General features: G+C 39.9%; 9 protein-coding genes. 8 read left to right on the forward strand and 1 reads right to left on the reverse strand.

Annotated features, from left to right (window positions below; translation table 11 throughout):
- Positions 1–25: 25 nt before the first annotated feature.
- The gene (locus Q7A_RS08955; RefSeq protein ID WP_041354478.1) at positions 26–274 is read right to left on the reverse strand and encodes a hypothetical protein; all 249 of its coding nucleotides are present in this window, start codon (positions 272–274) and stop codon (positions 26–28) included.
- A 427-nt stretch (positions 275–701) separates the two neighbouring features.
- Between Q7A_RS08955 and Q7A_RS08960 the strand changes: the two genes are divergently transcribed.
- The 8 genes from Q7A_RS08960 (at position 702) to Q7A_RS08995 (ending at position 19,620) form a co-directional block, all read left to right on the forward strand.
- Positions 702–1,004, forward strand: a complete 303-nt coding sequence (locus Q7A_RS08960) for a hypothetical protein (protein WP_041354479.1) — start codon at positions 702–704, stop codon at positions 1,002–1,004.
- Positions 1,005–1,497: 493 nt separating this feature from the next.
- A complete protein-coding gene (locus tag Q7A_RS08965; protein ID WP_014707033.1) occupies positions 1,498–3,699 on the forward strand; it encodes a type I secretion system permease/ATPase in 2,202 nt (733 codons plus the stop codon).
- On the forward strand, positions 3,696–5,096 hold the full coding sequence (locus tag Q7A_RS08970) for an HlyD family type I secretion periplasmic adaptor subunit (protein WP_014707034.1): 1,401 nt from the start codon (positions 3,696–3,698) through the stop codon (positions 5,094–5,096). Before Q7A_RS08965 ends, Q7A_RS08970 begins: the two co-directional genes overlap by 4 nt.
- A gap of 123 nt (positions 5,097–5,219) precedes the next feature.
- Positions 5,220–5,849 carry a hypothetical protein gene (locus Q7A_RS08975; protein ID WP_014707035.1) on the forward strand — a complete coding sequence of 210 codons (630 nt, stop codon included), beginning with the start codon at positions 5,220–5,222 and terminating at the stop codon, positions 5,847–5,849.
- On the forward strand, positions 5,849–16,111 hold the full coding sequence (locus tag Q7A_RS15350) for a putative Ig domain-containing protein (RefSeq protein ID WP_014707036.1): 10,263 nt from the start codon (positions 5,849–5,851) through the stop codon (positions 16,109–16,111). Before Q7A_RS08975 ends, Q7A_RS15350 begins: the two co-directional genes overlap by 1 nt.
- A gap of 643 nt (positions 16,112–16,754) precedes the next feature.
- Positions 16,755–17,207: a hypothetical protein gene (locus Q7A_RS15560; RefSeq protein WP_238595895.1), complete on the forward strand. Its 453-nt coding sequence runs from the start codon at positions 16,755–16,757 to the stop codon at positions 17,205–17,207.
- Positions 17,208–17,276: 69 nt separating this feature from the next.
- A complete protein-coding gene (locus Q7A_RS08990) occupies positions 17,277–18,773 on the forward strand; it encodes an AAA family ATPase (RefSeq protein ID WP_151903917.1) in 1,497 nt (498 codons plus the stop codon).
- Positions 18,757–19,620 carry an HNH endonuclease gene (locus Q7A_RS08995; RefSeq protein ID WP_014707039.1) on the forward strand — a complete coding sequence of 288 codons (864 nt, stop codon included), beginning with the start codon at positions 18,757–18,759 and terminating at the stop codon, positions 19,618–19,620. Before Q7A_RS08990 ends, Q7A_RS08995 begins: the two co-directional genes overlap by 17 nt.
- The last annotated feature ends 6 nt before the right edge of the window (positions 19,621–19,626 follow it).

Raw genomic sequence — 19,626 nt, forward strand, 5'->3', positions numbered from 1 at the left:
AGTTAACCACAATCGTATAACTCTCTTATCGCTTCTTATTGGACTGGGATAAAACAGATCCAGCGAGAGTTTTAGTTTCATTACTATACTTAGAACTGCTAAGCACTCTTGATGCTAGATCTTCCATTTCAGCCCCTGTTTGGTTCTTATTTCTACTCTGAGATAGAGCAGATGCAGCTAGGCTCTTTGCAATATTAGAAGCATTTTTATCACGAAGCGTTTTAGCTGCAAGAAACGAGACGTCATTAGAAGTTTGTTTATTATTACTTGCCATATGGATTCAACCCCGTTTTCAACTAAAACTGTTATTAAATAACCATAAACGAATGAGAATAAGTCTCAGGGTCACCGATGGTTACATTTCGGTCACTAAATTAGTTACGTAAGGAAATGAATACAACTATATTCGATTCCATTTAATAACAATCACTTAACAATATGCATACTTAGAGTTCCTAGATTAAACGAACATTAATAATTGGATTTGAAAGAAAAATCATCACTAATATTTGGATTTGCCTAAATATGGATAACTAAATGTTCTCAAACCCTATATTTAGATTTGCCAACTGATGCCTCATGATGATTCCTACAAGAAAAGTAAATCATTTGCTATGCTTTACTTTGTCTATGAGCTGTTCCCTTAATAAACGTTGAATTAACAGAGTTCAGCATCTACATATTTTATGAAAAGGGGGATCATGAGTACAAAGGAATGGATATATCGCTCGAATACTCAATATGAGACAACTTTATTTCAAGAGGTGTCATCTGATGATGACAATGTAAACACAGCAACATTAAGTATTGAAAATCCAGCTAAATTTTCTGTAAGTTATTCAGAAAATAATAATTCAAGTGCTATGGGGCATTTGATAGTGGAAATTCCTGTGTCTGTGCTTGATGAAATGGCTATTGCTTGGTGCAAACAGCGAAAGCTCCAGGGAGCATTGGGCGGGCCGGTTGGACAAGAATGGGGTTCTCCAGATGCTGACTATAAATAGCTTTTATCAACAATCATTCAGTTTCAAGGAGGCTATAAGCAATATGGATTGGGACTTTAAAAAAAATGGACTGCTCCAGCAGTCTTAGCGGTTGAAGATGGAAACCCTTATTGAGTACATAGATAGCTAAGCTTGGTATTCCTCGTTTAGAAACGATTTTAACTGACTATGCAGGCAGAATTGAAATGACCCGCAAACGCCCAGATTGTGCCAAGGCAATGCCGAAAATGCATGAAGCAGCTCCACATGACCGGTGATTCTCCTAAGTCTGTACACATTTAGTCTCACAATTAACCGATACTAAAGGACTAATCCCAGACTTTGTAAACTGTTAGTAATGAGTGGTTGTCAATTTCCATAGTATGTATTTTTAAATCTGATTTGTGACGTAGTTAAAGTTTTTTGAATTACGCTGTGCGGGGGGATATTTTCCTATTGTTAATCCAAAAGAGTAGTAGTAAGTTCCCTACAGGATTTCTAGGAAAACCTCAGTATGGATACTGGACTCAATACTCTAGTCGCAATAGCGCGATTCCATCGGCTCCCCGCCGAAGCTGAGCAGCTATCTCATGAGTATGGTGTTCCCGGTGAAGTCTTTACTGATACGCAAATTCTGCAAGCATCCAAAGCACTTACGCTAAAAGCCAAAATTCTCTCCCCAAAATTCGCTCAAATTACTAACGGCATGTTGCCGGCGATTGCCAAAGCAAAAGATGGCAGTTATTTCATTCTGGCGCGTATTTCAAATGCAATAAAAGAAGGTGATTCCGCTCGTCCGGGCGTATTGATCCACGATTTACGTGAAAAAGCTCCAGAGAGTCTAGATCAGGAAGCTTTTGAACTGCGCTGGAGTGGTGAAATCATTGCCATTACCAGACGCCAAGGTCTCGGTGAAAGTCTTCAACAAAAATTTGATATCTCCTGGTTTATTCCTTCACTTGTAAAATATCGAAAGCTTTTCGGTGAAGTGCTATTGGCTTCATTTTTCCTGCAACTATTTGCCTTAATGACGCCACTGTTTTTTCAGGTCGTTATGGATAAGGTTTTAGTGCATCGTGGTTTCACCACACTGGATGTGCTCGCTGTCGGTTTCTTTGTTGTCGTGGTGTTTGAAGCTCTGCTGGGCGGAATACGAAACTACGTGTTATCGCATACAACCAATCGGGTTGATGTTGAACTGGGCTCACGGTTATTTACACATCTTATGGCCTTGCCTATGGCCTATTTTGAATCCAGACAAGTAGGGCAAAATGTAGCCAGGGTCAGAGAGCTTGATACTATCCGTAACTTCATTACAGGTACAGCACTGACACTGGTTATTGATTTATTCTTTGTTTTCGTCTTTTTGGCGGTCATGTGGTACTACAGCTCTGCACTTACCTGGATAGTACTCGCCACTATCCCGTTTTATATCCTTCTTTCCATTTTCATTACCCCGATATTACGTAAACGTCTGGATGATAAATTCACCCATGGTGCTGCGAATACGGCTTTTCTGACCGAATCAATGACCGGGATTGGTACCGTTAAATCCATGGCCGTTGAACCTCAAATGAAACGAAAGCTGGAAGACCATCTTTCCAGCTATGTGCATTCATCTTTCAAAAGTCAGAACCTGAACAATGTTGCCAATCAGATAGCCGGTTTAATCAATAAACTGATGACATTGGGCATTATCTGGTGGGGTGCACATCTGGTTATCGATAATCAAATCACCGTCGGGCAATTAATCGCCTTTAATATGCTCGCTGGTAGAGTGAGCGGTCCTATTCTTAAATTGGTCCAGCTATGGCAAGACTTTCAGCAAGCGGGGATTTCTATTAAACGCTTAGGCGATATCCTCAACACGCCGAGAGAGCCAGGCTTTAATCCCAATCGTTCACGACTGCCAGCTTTACAGGGCGCAGTCACCTTTGACCATATTCGTTTTCGCTATCGTACTGATGGCGCCACCATTCTGGATGACGTTAGCTTGCAAGTGAAGCCCGGTGAAGTTATCGGTATTGTTGGCCGTAGTGGCAGTGGCAAAAGTACGATTACCAAACTCATTCAACGATTGTATATCCCAGAATCAGGTCGCATTGCTATTGATGGTGTGGATTTATCTGTTGTGGATACAGTTTGGTTGCGTAAACAAATTGGTGTGGTATTACAGGAAAACTTTCTGTTTAACCGAAGTATCAGAGAAAATATAGCCTTAAGCGATCCCTCTATTCCGATGGAACGCGTTATCGCTGCAGCCAAAACGTCTGGAGCACATGAATTTATCGTTGATTTGCCCGAAGGCTATGACAACCTGGTCGGTGAGCAAGGCAGTAATTTATCAGGTGGCCAAAGACAGCGGTTGGCAATAGCCCGCGCTCTTATCAACAATCCTCGAATATTGATTTTTGATGAAGCGACCAGTGCGCTTGATTACGAGTCTGAACGATTAATTCAGGACAATATGGCCAGCATTTGTAAAGGTCGTACCGTGTTTATCATCGCTCATCGGTTAACCACTGTCAGACAATGCAATCGTATTTTTGTGATGGACAAAGGTCGCATCGTAGAGGAAGGAAACCATGATGAGTTGATAGCCAAAAATGGCTACTATGCCAAACTCTATAGCTATCAAAGTCACACACCCGTTTTACATCCTGTTACAGAGAGCAAGGCCAAAGAAAATCCCAACCTTGAAAAGGCCTACTCATGAGCTGGCTAACCGTGTTTGGCGATGCCTGGCGTAATCGTCATAACATGGGCGAAGGCAGTAAAACTCAGGAGCTGGCTGCATTTTTACCAGCCGCGTTGGAAATACAAGAAGCACCACCCAATCCCATTGCTAAATGGCTAGGACGTAGTCTGATTATCCTTTTTCTAATAGGCATTGTCTGGGTCTGTATTGGCGAGATAGACATTGTTTCCAGTGCTGAAGGCAAAATCATTCCCAGTTCGCGCGTGAAACAAATCCAACCCCTGGAAAAAGCTGTAGTAAAAACCATCTTGGTCCATGAAGGACAGCAAGTTGATAAAGGCCAACCGTTAATTGAGCTGGATAGCACCTTAACTTCTGCAGATGAAAACCGTCTGGAATATGAACGTCATAGTATGGCTATGCAGCTCGCCATCAAAAAAACGTTATTGGAGATGCTGACCAGTAAAACGGATATTAAACAGGTTTCAATTCAACCGTTATTTCCTGCTGACATTACTGAGCTGGACAAAACACTTTATTTGGAACTGCTCTGGCAGCAATGGCAAGACTATCAAAGCCAGATGCATACCTTGCAGAACACCTTAAGTAAAACCCGATTTGAACAATCTGCCAGTCAGGCGGTTATCCATAAGTTGGAGCAGACCTTGCCAATCATCACGAAGCGGACTGAAAAGATAAATACATTACAGAAGAAAAAACTTGTTACCGAAACCGAATACCTTGAGCTTGAACAACAGCGTATCGAGCAAACTCAGGATTTAGTCGCCGAAAGACAGCGTCGCCAACAACTGCTGGCAGCTGAGTCTGAAGTCAAATATCAACTGCAGACCCTCACGGCTCAAACAAAAGCCAAAACATTACAGGAAATTGCTGAGTATCAACGTCAGCTCGCCTCATTAGACGAAGAGCTCGCCAAAGCCACCGATTTAAATGAAAAACAAATTCTCTATGCACCTGTTTCAGGTCAAGTACAAGAGCTTGCCATCAATACTGTGGGTGGGGTCGTGACGGAGGCCCAGCAACTCATGCTTATCGTCCCAAATGAAGAGCAGCTCGAAGTCGAGGTGTTTCTAGAAAATAAAGACATTGGCTTTGTGGCAGAAGGGATGAATGCTGAGATTAAAATTCACACCTTCCCATTTACCAAATACGGTGTGATTGATGGGCAAGTCACCACCGTATCGGATGATGCCACGGTTGATGAAAAGCGTGGGCTCATCTATGGCATGCATTTATTGATGCATAAGAACACCATATGGGTAGATAACAAAGAAGTCAGACTCATGCCTGGGATGGCTGTCACTGCTGAAGTTAAAACAGGTACGAGACGTATTGTAGAGTTCTTCTTAGCACCGTTGCTGAGACATGGGAATGAGAGTTTAAGGGAAAGGTAATAACAAAATGAATATAGACAATTTGTTATCAGAATCAAAAATATTTCTCTTACTGAGGAAGTATGGTCGGCTGTTATTCATTAATGATAAGAATGACCTGTTTCTCAATTTAGGTATCCGAACATGATAGGTCTTGTATTACCGGTTCTGATTTTATTTCTGGTTTTCTACATCTGGCTTTCTGTGAAAATAGTCCGAAGTGCAGTCAATTATTCCAAAGAAGTGGGTGGTAATCATGTGCTTGCAGGCTGGGGGGCCGGCATCTTTATGTACTCATTGATTCTTTGGGATTTTATTCCGACACATGCCATGCATCAATATTACTGTGCTACAGAGGGTGGCTTCACCGTTTACAAATCTCTGGAGCAGTGGAAGCAGGAAAATCCTGGTGTGGCCGAGACCTTGACACCAATCGACAGAGGGCCTTGGATAAAGAAAGGCAACTTAACGCAAGTACCCCTCAACCAGCGATTTACTTGGGAATTTGAATCATCTATTCACCCATTGAAAATTCATGAACGTGATGAACGACTGATAGATAGTAAAACAGGAGAAGTACTGGCGAGATATGTTGATTTTAATACCGGAGTCGGGAACCCACTCGTGGCAGATGACTCGCTCAGAGATTACAAGTGGTGGTTGAAAGTAAACACATGTGAGTCAGGAAATAAAAAAAGGACTAGACCCCAAAAGTACCAGTTTAATAGACAAATGACTTTGTTTAAATTTTTATATCAAAAGGAGTATAACTAATGGCAACACGGATGTTATTTGAGCAAGCTTTATTAGCTGAAGCTTCTTATGCAGACTTTAGTAATGTTGATAATGAAGAAAACTATATAGCTGCACTTAGAGATAACGGATTTTCGGCAACCCAAGCGAAAGAGTTTGTGGATGAATGGACAATTGTCGCTCATCAACCAAACACATGGTCAGGATTATCGGTTACGGTTTTCGAGAATAAAAGTGGTGAAAAGGCATTGTCTGTTCGGGGAACCGATAACCCATACGATTTTATTACTGATCTTGGTATTTTTGAAGGTGTAACCCCAGACCAGACTAGTCAATATCAGGAACTCAAAGCACTCGTTGATGGTTGGCTTGGGGATGGCACGCTTGAGCCAGGTTTCACAGTTAGCGGTCATTCCCTTGGAGGCTTTCTCGCGGGGGGGCTTTTGGTAGATTATCCAGAAGAAATTAATCATGCCTATCTATATAACTCTCCTGGTGTCGGAGGATTGTCTGCTGAATTAGCAATTCTTACTGATAATTTGGATGCTAGTATCAATCTAAGTCGTGTATCAAATGTGGTGGCAGATTTTGGAATAAATGGTACCGCGGATTGGGGAACAAGTTGGGGGGCTCAAATACCGTTTGTCATTGAAGGCGTCGAGGGACTAATTTGGGAAAACCACCAAATCAAACGGCTCACTGATGCTCTTGCTTTGTATAGTTTGTTCGAAACTCTTTCACCCGAATTAGATGAAGAAATTATAGCGGATCTCATACCAACTGGTTCAGTTAATAGTGATTGGGATTTGGATGCTCTTCTCGATGCGCTTGGAGTTCTTCTAAATATTGGTCAGAAAAGTACTCTCAGCGATAGGGAAACCTATTATCAACGATTCAAAGAAATTTCTGAGAGCATTTATGTTGATCCAGAAGCTCAGAGCCTCGTACTCAAGCCCGAATATCAAAACCTTCAATTAGTTACTCTTGCCAGTTTAGCTGAATCAGCCAAATTAGATACTGTGGATGGATTAGCCTATCGATATGCATTAGAAAATCTTACCTCTTTTGCGATTATAGGGAATGGGAGCTTGTATGTACCACATAATCAAAACGGTCAGCTAAATGCTGAGAACTTTTCCGAACAGTATTTACAAGATCGAGCTGGTTTCCTCATGGTTCGTAACCGCACTAATTTGAATGAAGGTACTCATTCACAAGGCAATGGTGCTGTATATGAAGATTTCACATTGGAAATTATTAGCAATATCAGTGGTAGTAGTGGTACTGCTGACTGGTATACCTTTGGATCAAACAATGGGGAACCGATAGATGGTAGTGAAGTTAAAAACGGGAACGACCATCTCTATGGAAGAGGAGGAAATGACACAATTAATGGTTATGGCGGCGATGACTATATCGAAGGTAACCTTGGCAATGACACTATAATCGGTGGAGAAGGAGAAGATCGTCTTATAGGTGGCGATGGTAATGACGTTATTTTTGGGGATGATGAAAACAGTACTGGGCCGGGGTATAACGATATTCTAATCGGTGGTGATGATCATGATGTTCTATACGGTGGCGGCGGTGGCGATGAAATTTTTGGTGGTGATGGAGACGATCAACTTTATGGTGGCCAGAGCGGTATCGTAAAAAATGACATTCTTGATGGTGGTGAAGGTAATGATATTTATTACATTACCGATGAAGATGGGGACACTGTTATCCGTGACAGTGATCTCAATGGCCAAATAAAATTCAACAATGTCGCTTTAGGCGTCGGAATCAAATCCGTCGTGGGACAAGCTAACGTCTATAAAGATGACGATGACAACATCTATTTTCTAGCAAACAACAATCTTTATATCACCTTATCTACAGGTCAGAAAATCCTAGTCGAGAATTTTGGCAGTGACACCTCCATTACTAAATTAAGTATTAATTTCAGCGAAGCAGATGCTCTTCCTCCAATACCTGCCAGTGAACACACTTTTGTAGGCGATTATGAATGGTATGACTATGACGACCAAGAGCCTGGAATTCAATATCAAGTGGATGCATTTGGAAATGAAATTCAAGACTTTTCCAAACCCGAAGTAAGAGACGACACGCTCAATGGATCGGGGGGCAATGACTCGTTCGAAGCTGGGGATGGTAATGATGTCGTTGACGCTAAAGGCGGTGACGATAATATTCAAGGTGGAGCAGGAATAGATATTTTACATGGAGGTGCTGGTAATGATGTCATACAAGGTAATGATGGTTCAGATATTTTATATGGTGGCTCTGGAGAAGACGTTCTTTATGCAAATGATATAGAAGATGTTTCATTGGCATTGGATGCTGAATTGCCCAGCAACACTAAAGGAAGCTTACTATCAGGTGAAGCTGATGACGATACGTTAATCGGTAGTAATGGGAACGATATCTTATTTGGTGGGACTGGCGAAGATATTATCATCGGCTCCGCAGGGGATGACAACATTGAGGGCGATACGCACCTCATAGGTGCAGGTTTAGACTGGCATGTGGTTCGTACGGAAAATGGTTCAAATTATTTATCCACTTATCAGAATATTAACCATGTAACTCTTGAAGGTAGTGCTGACTATTTGTTTGGTGGTGCCGGTAACGACTGGATCTCAGGTCAATTTGGAGATGACTATATTGATGGTGGATCAGGAAATGATGTTATCTCTGGAGATGAAGGAAGTGACACCATTTTTGGAGGTGAAGGTGATGATGTCATCAACGGTGATAATGCTACCCAATTAAGTGACTTTGGCGATGATGTTATTGATGGAGGAGCAGGTAATGACATTATATTTGGTATGGATGGTAATGACACACTTCATGGTGCTGAAGGTGATGATCAAATAGTTGGCAGCAAAGGAGATGACCGACTTTTTGGCGGCGATGGTAATGATTATCTCTGGGGGGATGAAGATGATGAAAATGCTCCGAATGGAGGAAACAATTACCTTGACGGTGGAGCTGGTGATGATTATCTCTTTGGTGCTTCTGGTGTTGATGAATTAGTTGGTGGAGCGGGTAGTGATCTTCTCTCTGGTGGGGCAGGGAATGATTTACTAAATGGTGGTGCTGGTGAGGATACCCTTGAAGGTGGTAATGGGGAGGACACTCTTCGAGGTGGAGACGATAAAGACTATTTGTATGGCGATGACGGTGAAGATCAACTGTTCGGTGAAGCTGGGAACGATTTACTTAGCGGTGGAGGCGGTAATGATAGATTAGAAGGGGGGAGTGGAAACGACTCTTTATTCGGGGGAGAAGGAGTGGACACCTTCGTTGTTGGAGATGGTTACGATGCCATTCAAGATGCAGACGGATCAGACATAGTTAAATTTAATTCAGGTATTTCTTTAGACAATCTCAGTTCTAATATTGTACTCATGAGTGGTAGTGAATACCTTCAGGTCAGAAATGGCACTACAATTATACTTCTTATTAAGTATGGCGTAGAGAATGTGATTTCATCCTTTCACTTCAGTGACGGGACCATTCTTGACTCTAATTCTTTCATTACGAAAACACTCAATGTTCCTTTAAACACAACTATAAATAATGAGTCAACGGGAGCAAGTGGAAGTAAATTTGACGATCAAATAATCGGAAATGATTTAGATAACGTTTTCGAGGGAAATGGTGGAGATGACTGGTTAAGCGGAGAAGGTGGTGACGATACATACATTTTCAATATTGGAGATGGCAATGATGAAATCATTGATTATCAGGGTGTTAACCAGATTATATTTGGAGAAAATATTACTCTGTCCAATGTAGTTATCTCCAAGCAAAACACCAACCTCATCTTAACATTAGTAGACGATGATGGATTCGCTACAGGTGATTCAATAAAGTTGGCAGGAGGATTCTCAAGGCCGACTATTAAAACTCTAACTTTTGGTGACAATACCTCAATTGATGTTGAGAATCTGATATTACCTTTAGCTGAAAACGGTACGGAAGACGATGACACCATATATGGAAGTTTTAACGATGACACCATAAACGGATATGAGGGGGATGATGTTCTCTATGGCTATGATGGAAATGACACTCTGGATGGTGGTGCAGGCTATAACATTTTAATTGGTGGCAATGGAAATGATGTCTATTTATATTCCCTGAATGATTCCCAAATTTCAATTTCTAACTCTGAGGACATTGCAGGTGGATATGACGTACTTAGACTTGGTGATGGAATTTCTCCCGAAGATATTTCTATCTCATCAAATTCGAATGGCATGTTAACCTTAAATTTGTGGGCTACTGGAGGAAAAATACTGCTTAACAGTAATTATTCTTCCGGTAATAACACAAACTTAGATGCTATCGAGTTTGCTAACGGTACTGTATGGACACGTGAAATTATTGCCGGTTTAGTGGATCGTCATTCCATTGGGAAAGATATTCTTCTAAACACTTACGCTACAGACAATCATTTATATGGCGGTTGGGGCGATGATAGCTTAAGAGCAGATTCAGCATCAGAAAATTATTATTTATCTGGGGGTGAAGGTAACGATTATCTTTATGGTGGTCTTGGCAACGATACTTACTACGGTGGCACAGGCCAAGATACTATCCGTTTGTCAGCGGGTCTAAATACTATTTTATTTGGTCTAGGTGATGGAGAAGACACGGTCCTTTCTAGCTATGGTACCCAAATAAAAGTTGTATTTAAAGATGGTCTTTCTCCCCTCGATATTGAGCTTTCTGATGTTAATTCAGATTTAATCGTTAGCATCAAAGGTACGACCGATTCAATATTATTCGAAAATGTTTTAAATCTTAGTTCACAATTAGACCTCGAATTTTCAGATGGCACTATCTGGACTTATGAAGACATAAAACAAGTCGTATATGAAACCACCCATAAGGATAATTGGATTTGGGGTAGTGATAATGATGAAGTAATAAATGGTGGTGCCGATGATGACATAATTAGGGGAAAAGGTGGCAGTGATACGATCATGGGAGGTGACGGCGATGATTATATTTACGGTCATGGCACCAACTATGCCGAAGATGGGGGCGATATCCTTCACGGAGGAAGTGGTTACGATAACCTAGTTGGAGATGTCGGAGATGATCATCTTTATGGTGGTTTAGGTAATGATATACTTCGAGGTGGGCGCGGCAATGATAGTTACTACTATTCATTAGGCGATGGTTCAGATTATATCTATGATGTTGAAGGTTCCAACCAACTCATTTTTGATGAAAATATAACTCCATCAGATATTTCACTCTTCAGATTAAACGATACTCTTCTAATTAGATTCTCAAGCACTGGATCACAAATAGATATCGCTGGTTATTTTAGTAATAACATTACCTTTAATATCATTTTCTCTGACAATACTGTTTGGGACCTTAATACCGTTAATAACTTATCCGTTACACAAATCGACCATATCTATCAGACTGGTAGCCAAAATGATGATGTAATTATTGGGACAGCAAACTACGACCACATTCGAGGCTTACAAGGGAATGATCATTTATTGGGAGGGGATGGAGATGATCAATTAAATGGCGAGGAAGGAGATGATCTCTTAGAAGGTGGAAATGGTGATGATTTACTTTTTGGTGAATTGGGTAATGACACTCTTATAGGCGGTTTAGGTGATGATTATCTTCAAGGAGACGAAGGAGATAATATATATATTATCGGACGAAACGAAGGTAGAGATGTCATTAGCATGACTGGCCAAACTCAATATGGAATTGACACATTAAAATTAGTCGATGGTATTACTCCTGATGAGATTGAGGTAGATATAGTCGGTGATGACATTTTTTTGAAATTTGTAAATTCTGATGACTCGATTGAAATATCAGGATTTTTTTATATTCCATATGTTAAATCCAATAAAGTACTAGACCAGATAGAATTTGATGATGGAACCATATGGGATCGTGATTATTTGAGATCCTTGGCGACAATTGCAACTGAGGGGGATGATTATCTGTTCTCTGACGGAATTAATTTAACGATTAATGGAGGTGGAGGGGATGATGTTATTCAAGGCAGTGATAGTGATGACGTATTAAGAGGTGGCAATGGTGATGACATAATCTTTAGTCGTAGTGGAAATGATGATATCTATGGCGGAGATGGAAACGACTTTATTAACTTGGATATGCGATCTTATTCTTCAACTGTTGATAATGACGTAAAGCAAATCACTGGTGGACAAGGAAATGACAACATTTACCTTAGCAAAGGATTAAATGTTCTTCATTTCAATTCAGGGGATGGACATGACGTAGTCGCTGCATCCAGCAGTGCCAAAAGTATCATACATTTTGGTCCTGGCATTAGAGCAAGTGACATTTTAATTGAGCGAAAAGGTGGAACAGCCACAAATACCATTCGTGATCTGCTTATTACTATCAAATCTTCTGGAGACTCGATCTTAATATCCGATCACTTTGAACAAGAGTCTTCCAGTCAATTTACACTTGATTCAATCAAATTCGCAGACGGTACAGAATGGGATATTTCAACGATTAATAATGCCGTCCTTCACCAAGCTCTTATCCAAAACAATCTATTTGGAGACCACCTAGACAATTCAATAATAGGTACCACAGGCAATGATTATATTGCGGGGCAAGATGGTGATGATTATTTAGTCGGTGGGGATGGGGATGATTGGATATACGGAGAAAACGGTCATGACGTGATTAATGGTGAGAAAGGTAATGATTATTTAGTTGGGGGAGAAGGTGATGATATTTATCATTTTGAATTAGGTGATGGTCATGACCAAATAATGAACCATGCTTGGTCTGGTAATGATGTTCTACAATTTGGCGAATCTATTGTATCTTCGGATTTAAGTCTATATAAGGCTGGTAATGATCTATTAATTCTAATTGGTCAAAATGCTTCAGATAGTGTGAGAGTAGGTAGCTATTTTTCTGAACAATTTGGACAGGGTGCCAACGTATTAGAGAAAATAAGATTTTTTGATTCATCGGAGTGGTTTTATCAGGATGTATTGACTAATTTAAGTGATTTTAATGAATTAACCTTTAAACCTGCGATATATCAAGATTTATCTGATCAAATAATCGATGAAGATAATGCATTTAGTTTTACGCTACCAGCGAATACTTTTTATGACACCAGCAGTGATACTCTTACAATCACTGCAAAAACTAGTAATGGGGATTCATTACCTAGCTGGCTAAACTTTGACCCATTAACTTTAGCATTTAGTGGGACACCAACTAATGGAGATGTGGGTAGTTATGATATTACTGTTACTGGAACGGATCAAAGTGGGTTATACGCACAGGATACTTTTACACTAACAGTTAATAATACTAATGATGCCCCTATAGTCCAATCAGCTATCTCTGATATTTCAACCGATGAGGATAGCGAATTTAGTTTTACCTTGCCTGAGAATACGTTCCTCGATGTTGATGAAAATGATCAGCTCACCTATAACGTTAAACTTGCTGATGGGAGTGAACTGCCAAGCTGGCTTACTTTTAATGTATTAACTCACACATTTTCAGGTACACCTTCTAATGATGATGTGGGTAATTATGAAATTACAGTCACTGCAACGGATTTAGATGGACTGAGTATAAGTGATACTTTTGCACTTACAGTGATTAATACCAACGATTCTCCAATTGTTAATATAGTACTAATAGATAAATCAATTACAGTTAACAATGCATTTAACTACACATTACCAATTAATACCTTTATTGACGAAGATGTGGGTGATACGTTGATATATCAAGCAACTTTAACTGATGGAAGCTCTTTGCCTAGTTGGTTAAGTTTTGATTCGCATAGTCTAACTTTTTCAGGGACCCCTACAAACAGTGAAGTTGGCTCCATTAATATTAAAGTTACTGCTGTTGATAATTCGGGTGAAAATGTAAATCAGGCGTTCACGCTGACAATCAATAATGCTAATTCTGCCCCTATTGTCTCCACAGAAATTAGTGATCAAGTCACAACCGAAGGGGCTAATTTTAATTTCACTGTACCTGGAAATACTTTCACCGACCCTGATATTGATGACAGCTTAATTTATTCTGCCATGTTATCTGATGGCTCTACTTTGCCTTCCTGGTTAACCTTTGATGCTGAAACACAAACTTTCTACGGGACCCCTTCACATGCAGAAGTGGGAGCATATGCAATTATAATTACGGCTACAGACTCTTCTGGTGAGAGTGTTAGTGACATCTTTACAGTGACTGTCGATTCAGATCCTACGTACTTTGAGAACGTTATTATCGGTACTTCATCTGGAGAACAGCTCCTGGGAGCTAACGGTGGTGATCTTATTCAAGGTCTAGATGGGGATGATGATATATATGGCTTTGCAGGAAATGACCGGCTAGAAGGCGGAGCAGGTGATGATTGGCTCGCAGGCGGTAACGGCTCAGGTTCCGGCTCTGGTGATGATGAGCTAATTGGAGGGGAGGGTAATGACATCCTTTTCGGTGAAGATGGAAATGACACTATGGATGGTGGTAATGGTAATGACCATTACTACTACTATTCAGGCCATGGACAAGACATCATCAGTGATTCAGGAAACGGCCAAGATATATTGTTTTTCAATAATGTATCGCCTGAAAGACTAAGTTATCACCAATTAGGTGATGATTTAATCGTACTAGTTGATGGCGATCTGAATCAACAAGTTAAAGTGATTAATCATTTCCTTGGCGGCAATTACGAGATTATGGTCCAACCTAACGGCGGTTATACTCAGACACCATCTGATATTTATAATCAATTAAGTGATCTACCTACAGATGGAGGTGGAGAAGACCCAGAAGAGCCGGAAGAACCAAGCAATCCGGGTAGTGGTGAAATCAATCTCGATTTTTCAGGTGACGATACTTTGACGGGTTCTGCGTTAAATGAAGTAATTGCATCAGGTGATGGGAATGACGCTATTGAAGGTGCTCAAGGGAATGATTACTTAATTGGTGGCTCAGGAAATGACACTTATCTAATCAATCCTGGCGATGGTCAAGATGTCATTATTGATATAGATGGCAATAACATCATTCACTTCTCAGGCGGGCTGACTTTTAATGACGTAGCCAGTGGCCTAATGAAATCTGGCGATGATCTGATTTTAAATATTGCTAACGGAAATGGCAGTGTTCGAATTCAACAATTCTTCTCTGTATCAAGCACTATCGAAAAAATGATTTTTGATGGGGGCAGTGAACTCACCGCGAGTCAGGTCTTTTCTGCTTTTGGATTAGCTGCACCAACAACGACAGCCGTTGCTGGTGAGTTAACTTTGGGGGACGGACAAGATAATTCGTTGACCGGCACATCAGATAATGATGTTCTTTTGGGTGGAAGAGGCAATGACACCTTAAATGGCGGGACGGGGGATGATCAACTTATCGGTGGAGCAGATGATGATACTTATGTTATCGGCTCTAATAGCGGTAAAGATACGATTATTGATACGGCTGGTGTCAACACAATCAGCTTTATTGATGGTATTGGTTTCTCAGATGTAGCTAGTGGACTGATGAAATCAGGCGATAATCTTATCCTGAATATTGGTAGCACTGGTAATCAGGTTACCGTAACCAATTTCTTTTCTGTTGCTAACACGATAGACAGCCTGCAATTCGAAAATGGATCGCAACTCACGGCAAGTCAGCTTTACGGTGCTTTTGGCCTCTCTGCACCAACGGAGAATGTCGTTATTGAGGACGCGTTGACTCATGTGATTGCTGGAACAACCGGTAATGACACTATCACTGGAACTGCTGCGAATGAGTATATCTCAGGTTTGGCTGGTGATGATGTTCTGTCTGGAGGTGCAGGGAATGATGTACTTGATGGTGGAGAAGGAAATGATCGGATTGAGTTTGGATTAAATGACGGTCAAGACCAAATTATACAAAACGATACGAATTCAACTTCTACATTTAATGATGTCATAGCTTTTGATACTGACATATCTTATGAAGAGCTTTGGTTCAGCCGAAGTGGTGATGATTTGCAGATCAATATTGAAGGTACTGACGATCAAATTACCGTTACAGATTGGTATGACGATGCTGCACATCAGTTGGATCAATTTGAATCTGGTTCAATGGTTTTAATGAACAATCAAATAGACCAGCTCGTATCTGCAATGGCAGCATATGATGTTCCAATGGGTAGTGGAAATGTGATCCCTCAAGATGTTAAAGATAATTTACAGCCAGTGCTTGCAAATAGTTGGGCACAAAACTAACCGTAAAATTTATAGGGCCCTCAATAATGTGAGGGCCCCCTCAATCGACTCTCATTTGTAGTACAACTTTAAGCCATTTATCATGACAACTAGAGACTGAAAATGAGAATAAAACGTTTTCACTGAAAGTGAAAAGTATTAAATATTCTCATTGAAAACACATTGATTTTAATATCTCCAAAAATGTTGAACATGTTATAAAATCTCTGTCTACACTTAGCTCAGCATCTATATCCTGCGTTATTTCTTTCTGGAATGATGTAAATAGAGATTAGGTAAAACTCACATAAATATTAAGCTTCTATAAGACTTACTACTGCACCAGCTTCATTAGTGTCACCTTCAAAGGTATAACGAATAGTACCGTGGACCAATGCCACCTAGCCTTGGTATTCTACAAAACCATCTTTGTTGGCGTTACTAATACCTTGCTGGCCTAATATTGGGTCAGGGTCAGTAATGAACATTACTAAGTTCTTTATGGATTAGAAAGTGGGGAGCAGGTCACTCATGCCTAATGATGATTCCTACAAGAAAATCAAATCATTTGCTATGCTCTATTTTTAGTTTGCGAGCTGTTCCCTTAATAAACGTTGAATTAACTGAGTTCAGCATCTACATATTTTATGGAAGGGGGGGATTCATGAGTACAAAAAAATGGATATATCGCTCGGAGACTCAATATGAAACGACTTTGTTTCAAGAGGTGTCATCTAATGATGACAATTTAAACACGGCAACATTATGTATTGAAAATCCAGCTAAATTTTCTGTAAGTTATTCAGAAAAGAATAATTCAAGTGCTATGGGGCATTTGAAAGTGGAAATTCCTGTGTCTGTGCTCGATGACATGGCTATTGCTTGGTGCAAACAGCGAAAGCTCCAGGGAGGCCAGTTGGACAAGAATGGGGTTCTCCAGATGCTGACTATGAATAAATTTTATCAACGATCATTCAGTTTCAATGAGGTTATAAGCAATATGGATTGGGACTTTATTAAAAACAAGACTGCGCCAGAAGCCCTCAATAAGGCTTTTTTTGAGGCTGGATTTTGTCAACAATACTGGGGGCAGTCCAAAGCTCACTTACATAGGTGATTCTATCTAAAATATTTGGTTATATAAGTTAGTCTAAAAAAAGGGTGTGAATAAATGAAGGGAATCAAGATGAAGCCGTTGCTTTTCTATACTACTGAGCAAAAACCGAAAGATTTTGAAAAATTCAAACCAAAAAAATTCCCATGTTTTGTTCTTAATAAAGATAATTGGGATGATTTCAGTACAACATGTCTATTCCAACTTTATCTCTATGATGAAAAAACAACAGCTCATAAGATTGGGGACATCAAGATACTTCACATTGATCTTGAAAACACAAAACTTTCTGCTGAATTTGAGCAACTTGATGAGAGTTTCATATCTCTTGGCCAAGAACTAAAGTTCTATGAGTTGTTAGTTGAGTTATGTGGTCAAGACCTGACAATAAATGTCCTCGAGTCTCTGAGAGATATCGCATGGCAACCGCCCTTAGCAGAGAAGTTTGAAGGTAAGTCATCTTTTCGTAATGCATTACTAAGATTTAATGTGGCACAACGTGCTAGACGGTTCGGTCAGCAAGTTATAAGGCAAGAATCCATAAATGAAAACTATGAATTTACGTACAGCGCTATTATCCCTGGAGCTGAGGAGGCAACAGAGTGCGAATTTAATTTCGACAGTAAAGCTCAGCTACCCGGGCGATTAATAGCGATTATAGGTAGGAATGCTACTGGCAAGACACAATACTTATCTTTATTAGCTAGTGATCTGGTTCAAATTGGTAGAAAATCCAAGATGGCTCTCGAAAAGAGAGATACAAAGTTTAGTCCGCAAAGACCAATATTCACCAGGATAATAACAGTCTCATATAGTGCTTTTGACCAATTTGAAAGACCAAAGTCTGAGCATGTTAGTTATGTATATTGTGGCATCAGAGACGAAAAAGGGAATTTGTCTAAACGACATTTATTAGAAACATACAAACGCAATCTTCAAAGAATACGTGAGCTTAGCCGAGAGGATGATTGGCTTTATTATATGCAAGAAATACTTGGAGATCGAAGTCAGGAACTTGCCGACCATTTAAAACTGGAAATTGAGATTGAAAGAAGTGATATATCTGAGGACTTACTAACAATACTTAGTTCAGGTCAGGCCATTTTGGCAAATTTTATCACTTCACTTGTTGCGTGGATGGACAGAGACTCTCTTGTATTATTTGATGAGCCAGAAACTCATCTACACCCTAATGCCGTATCATCACTTTTTCATGTCTTTAACTCAATGTTAAAAGATTATCGCTCTTATGCTGTCGTTGCTACTCATTCCCCCTTAGTAATTCAGGAAGTACCTAGTGAGAGGGTAAGAGTTTTTGAGAGAGAAGGACGTTACACAACAGTCAAAACTCTGTCTGTTGAATCTTTTGGAGAAACTGTCTCTGAACTTACCAGGCATGTCTTTGAGACGATTGAAACGCCTTCTTATTATCGGGAAGTGCTTGAAAAGCTATCCAAGAATAATAGCTTTAAAGAAGTTATGAAATTGTTCAATGACAAGCTCAGCATGAATGCCCAGTCTTACTTGTTAGCTCAATACATGGATTCGGAAAATGAAGAAACTGAATAGTGTAATTGAGCCTCCTCATTATTTTTCTTGGCATGAAAATATTGTTAACAGTAAACATACGGGTGAGTCTAAAACAGCGCTCCAAGAGATTTCAGTTAACGTCGGTTTGCGTTACACAGTCTTAAAAAATAATGTTTCCAATAAAACTATTCAAAGCATCACTATTAATGAAGAAATGCAGGAAAATAGCCAATATTTATTAGATTGCTATAAGAACAAATCAAAGAAAACAAAAGCAATTTTTGAAAAAATCAAGTCTGTTCAATCCAGTGAAAGGACATTAAGTTTCTGTCCATATTGTGGAGTTACATTACCTAATACTCATGATCATTACTTACCTGCAGAGATCTTTCCAGAATTTTCCGTTCATCCACTGAATTTGGTTCCATGTTGTTCGAACTGTAACTCATCCAAGGGTATGCGTTGGCTCGAAGGTGGCCGTAGATTATTTCTTCATTTTTATAGCGACGAAGTCTCATCTAATCAATACCTACATGTACAGCTTCATCAAAGACCAGACGCTTTAGGTATAGGAGCAAAGTTTTATATTTCAGAGAACGTCCCGCAGGACTTATCAGCAGATGAGTGGGAGCTTGTGAGATCTCATTACACAAAACTCTTACTAATCGATAGATATAACAAAGAAGTTAACAGTGAAATATCATCCATATTTGATGTATGCAGATCCCATCTAGCTTCGGGCGGACCTGATGTTGCAAGTTTTTTAAATAACTATTCAGCTAACGAAGCGGGCATCTATGGTGTGAATTATTGGAGAGTGGTTTTGATGCGTGAATTGGCAAACAGTGCAGAATTTATTGATAAAGTTGAAGAATCGGCTCATTAGATATTA

Origin of the sequence: Methylophaga nitratireducenticrescens, assembly GCF_000260985.4 — a bacterium.
GTDB classification, from domain to species: Bacteria; Pseudomonadota; Gammaproteobacteria; order Nitrosococcales; family Methylophagaceae; genus Methylophaga; species Methylophaga nitratireducenticrescens.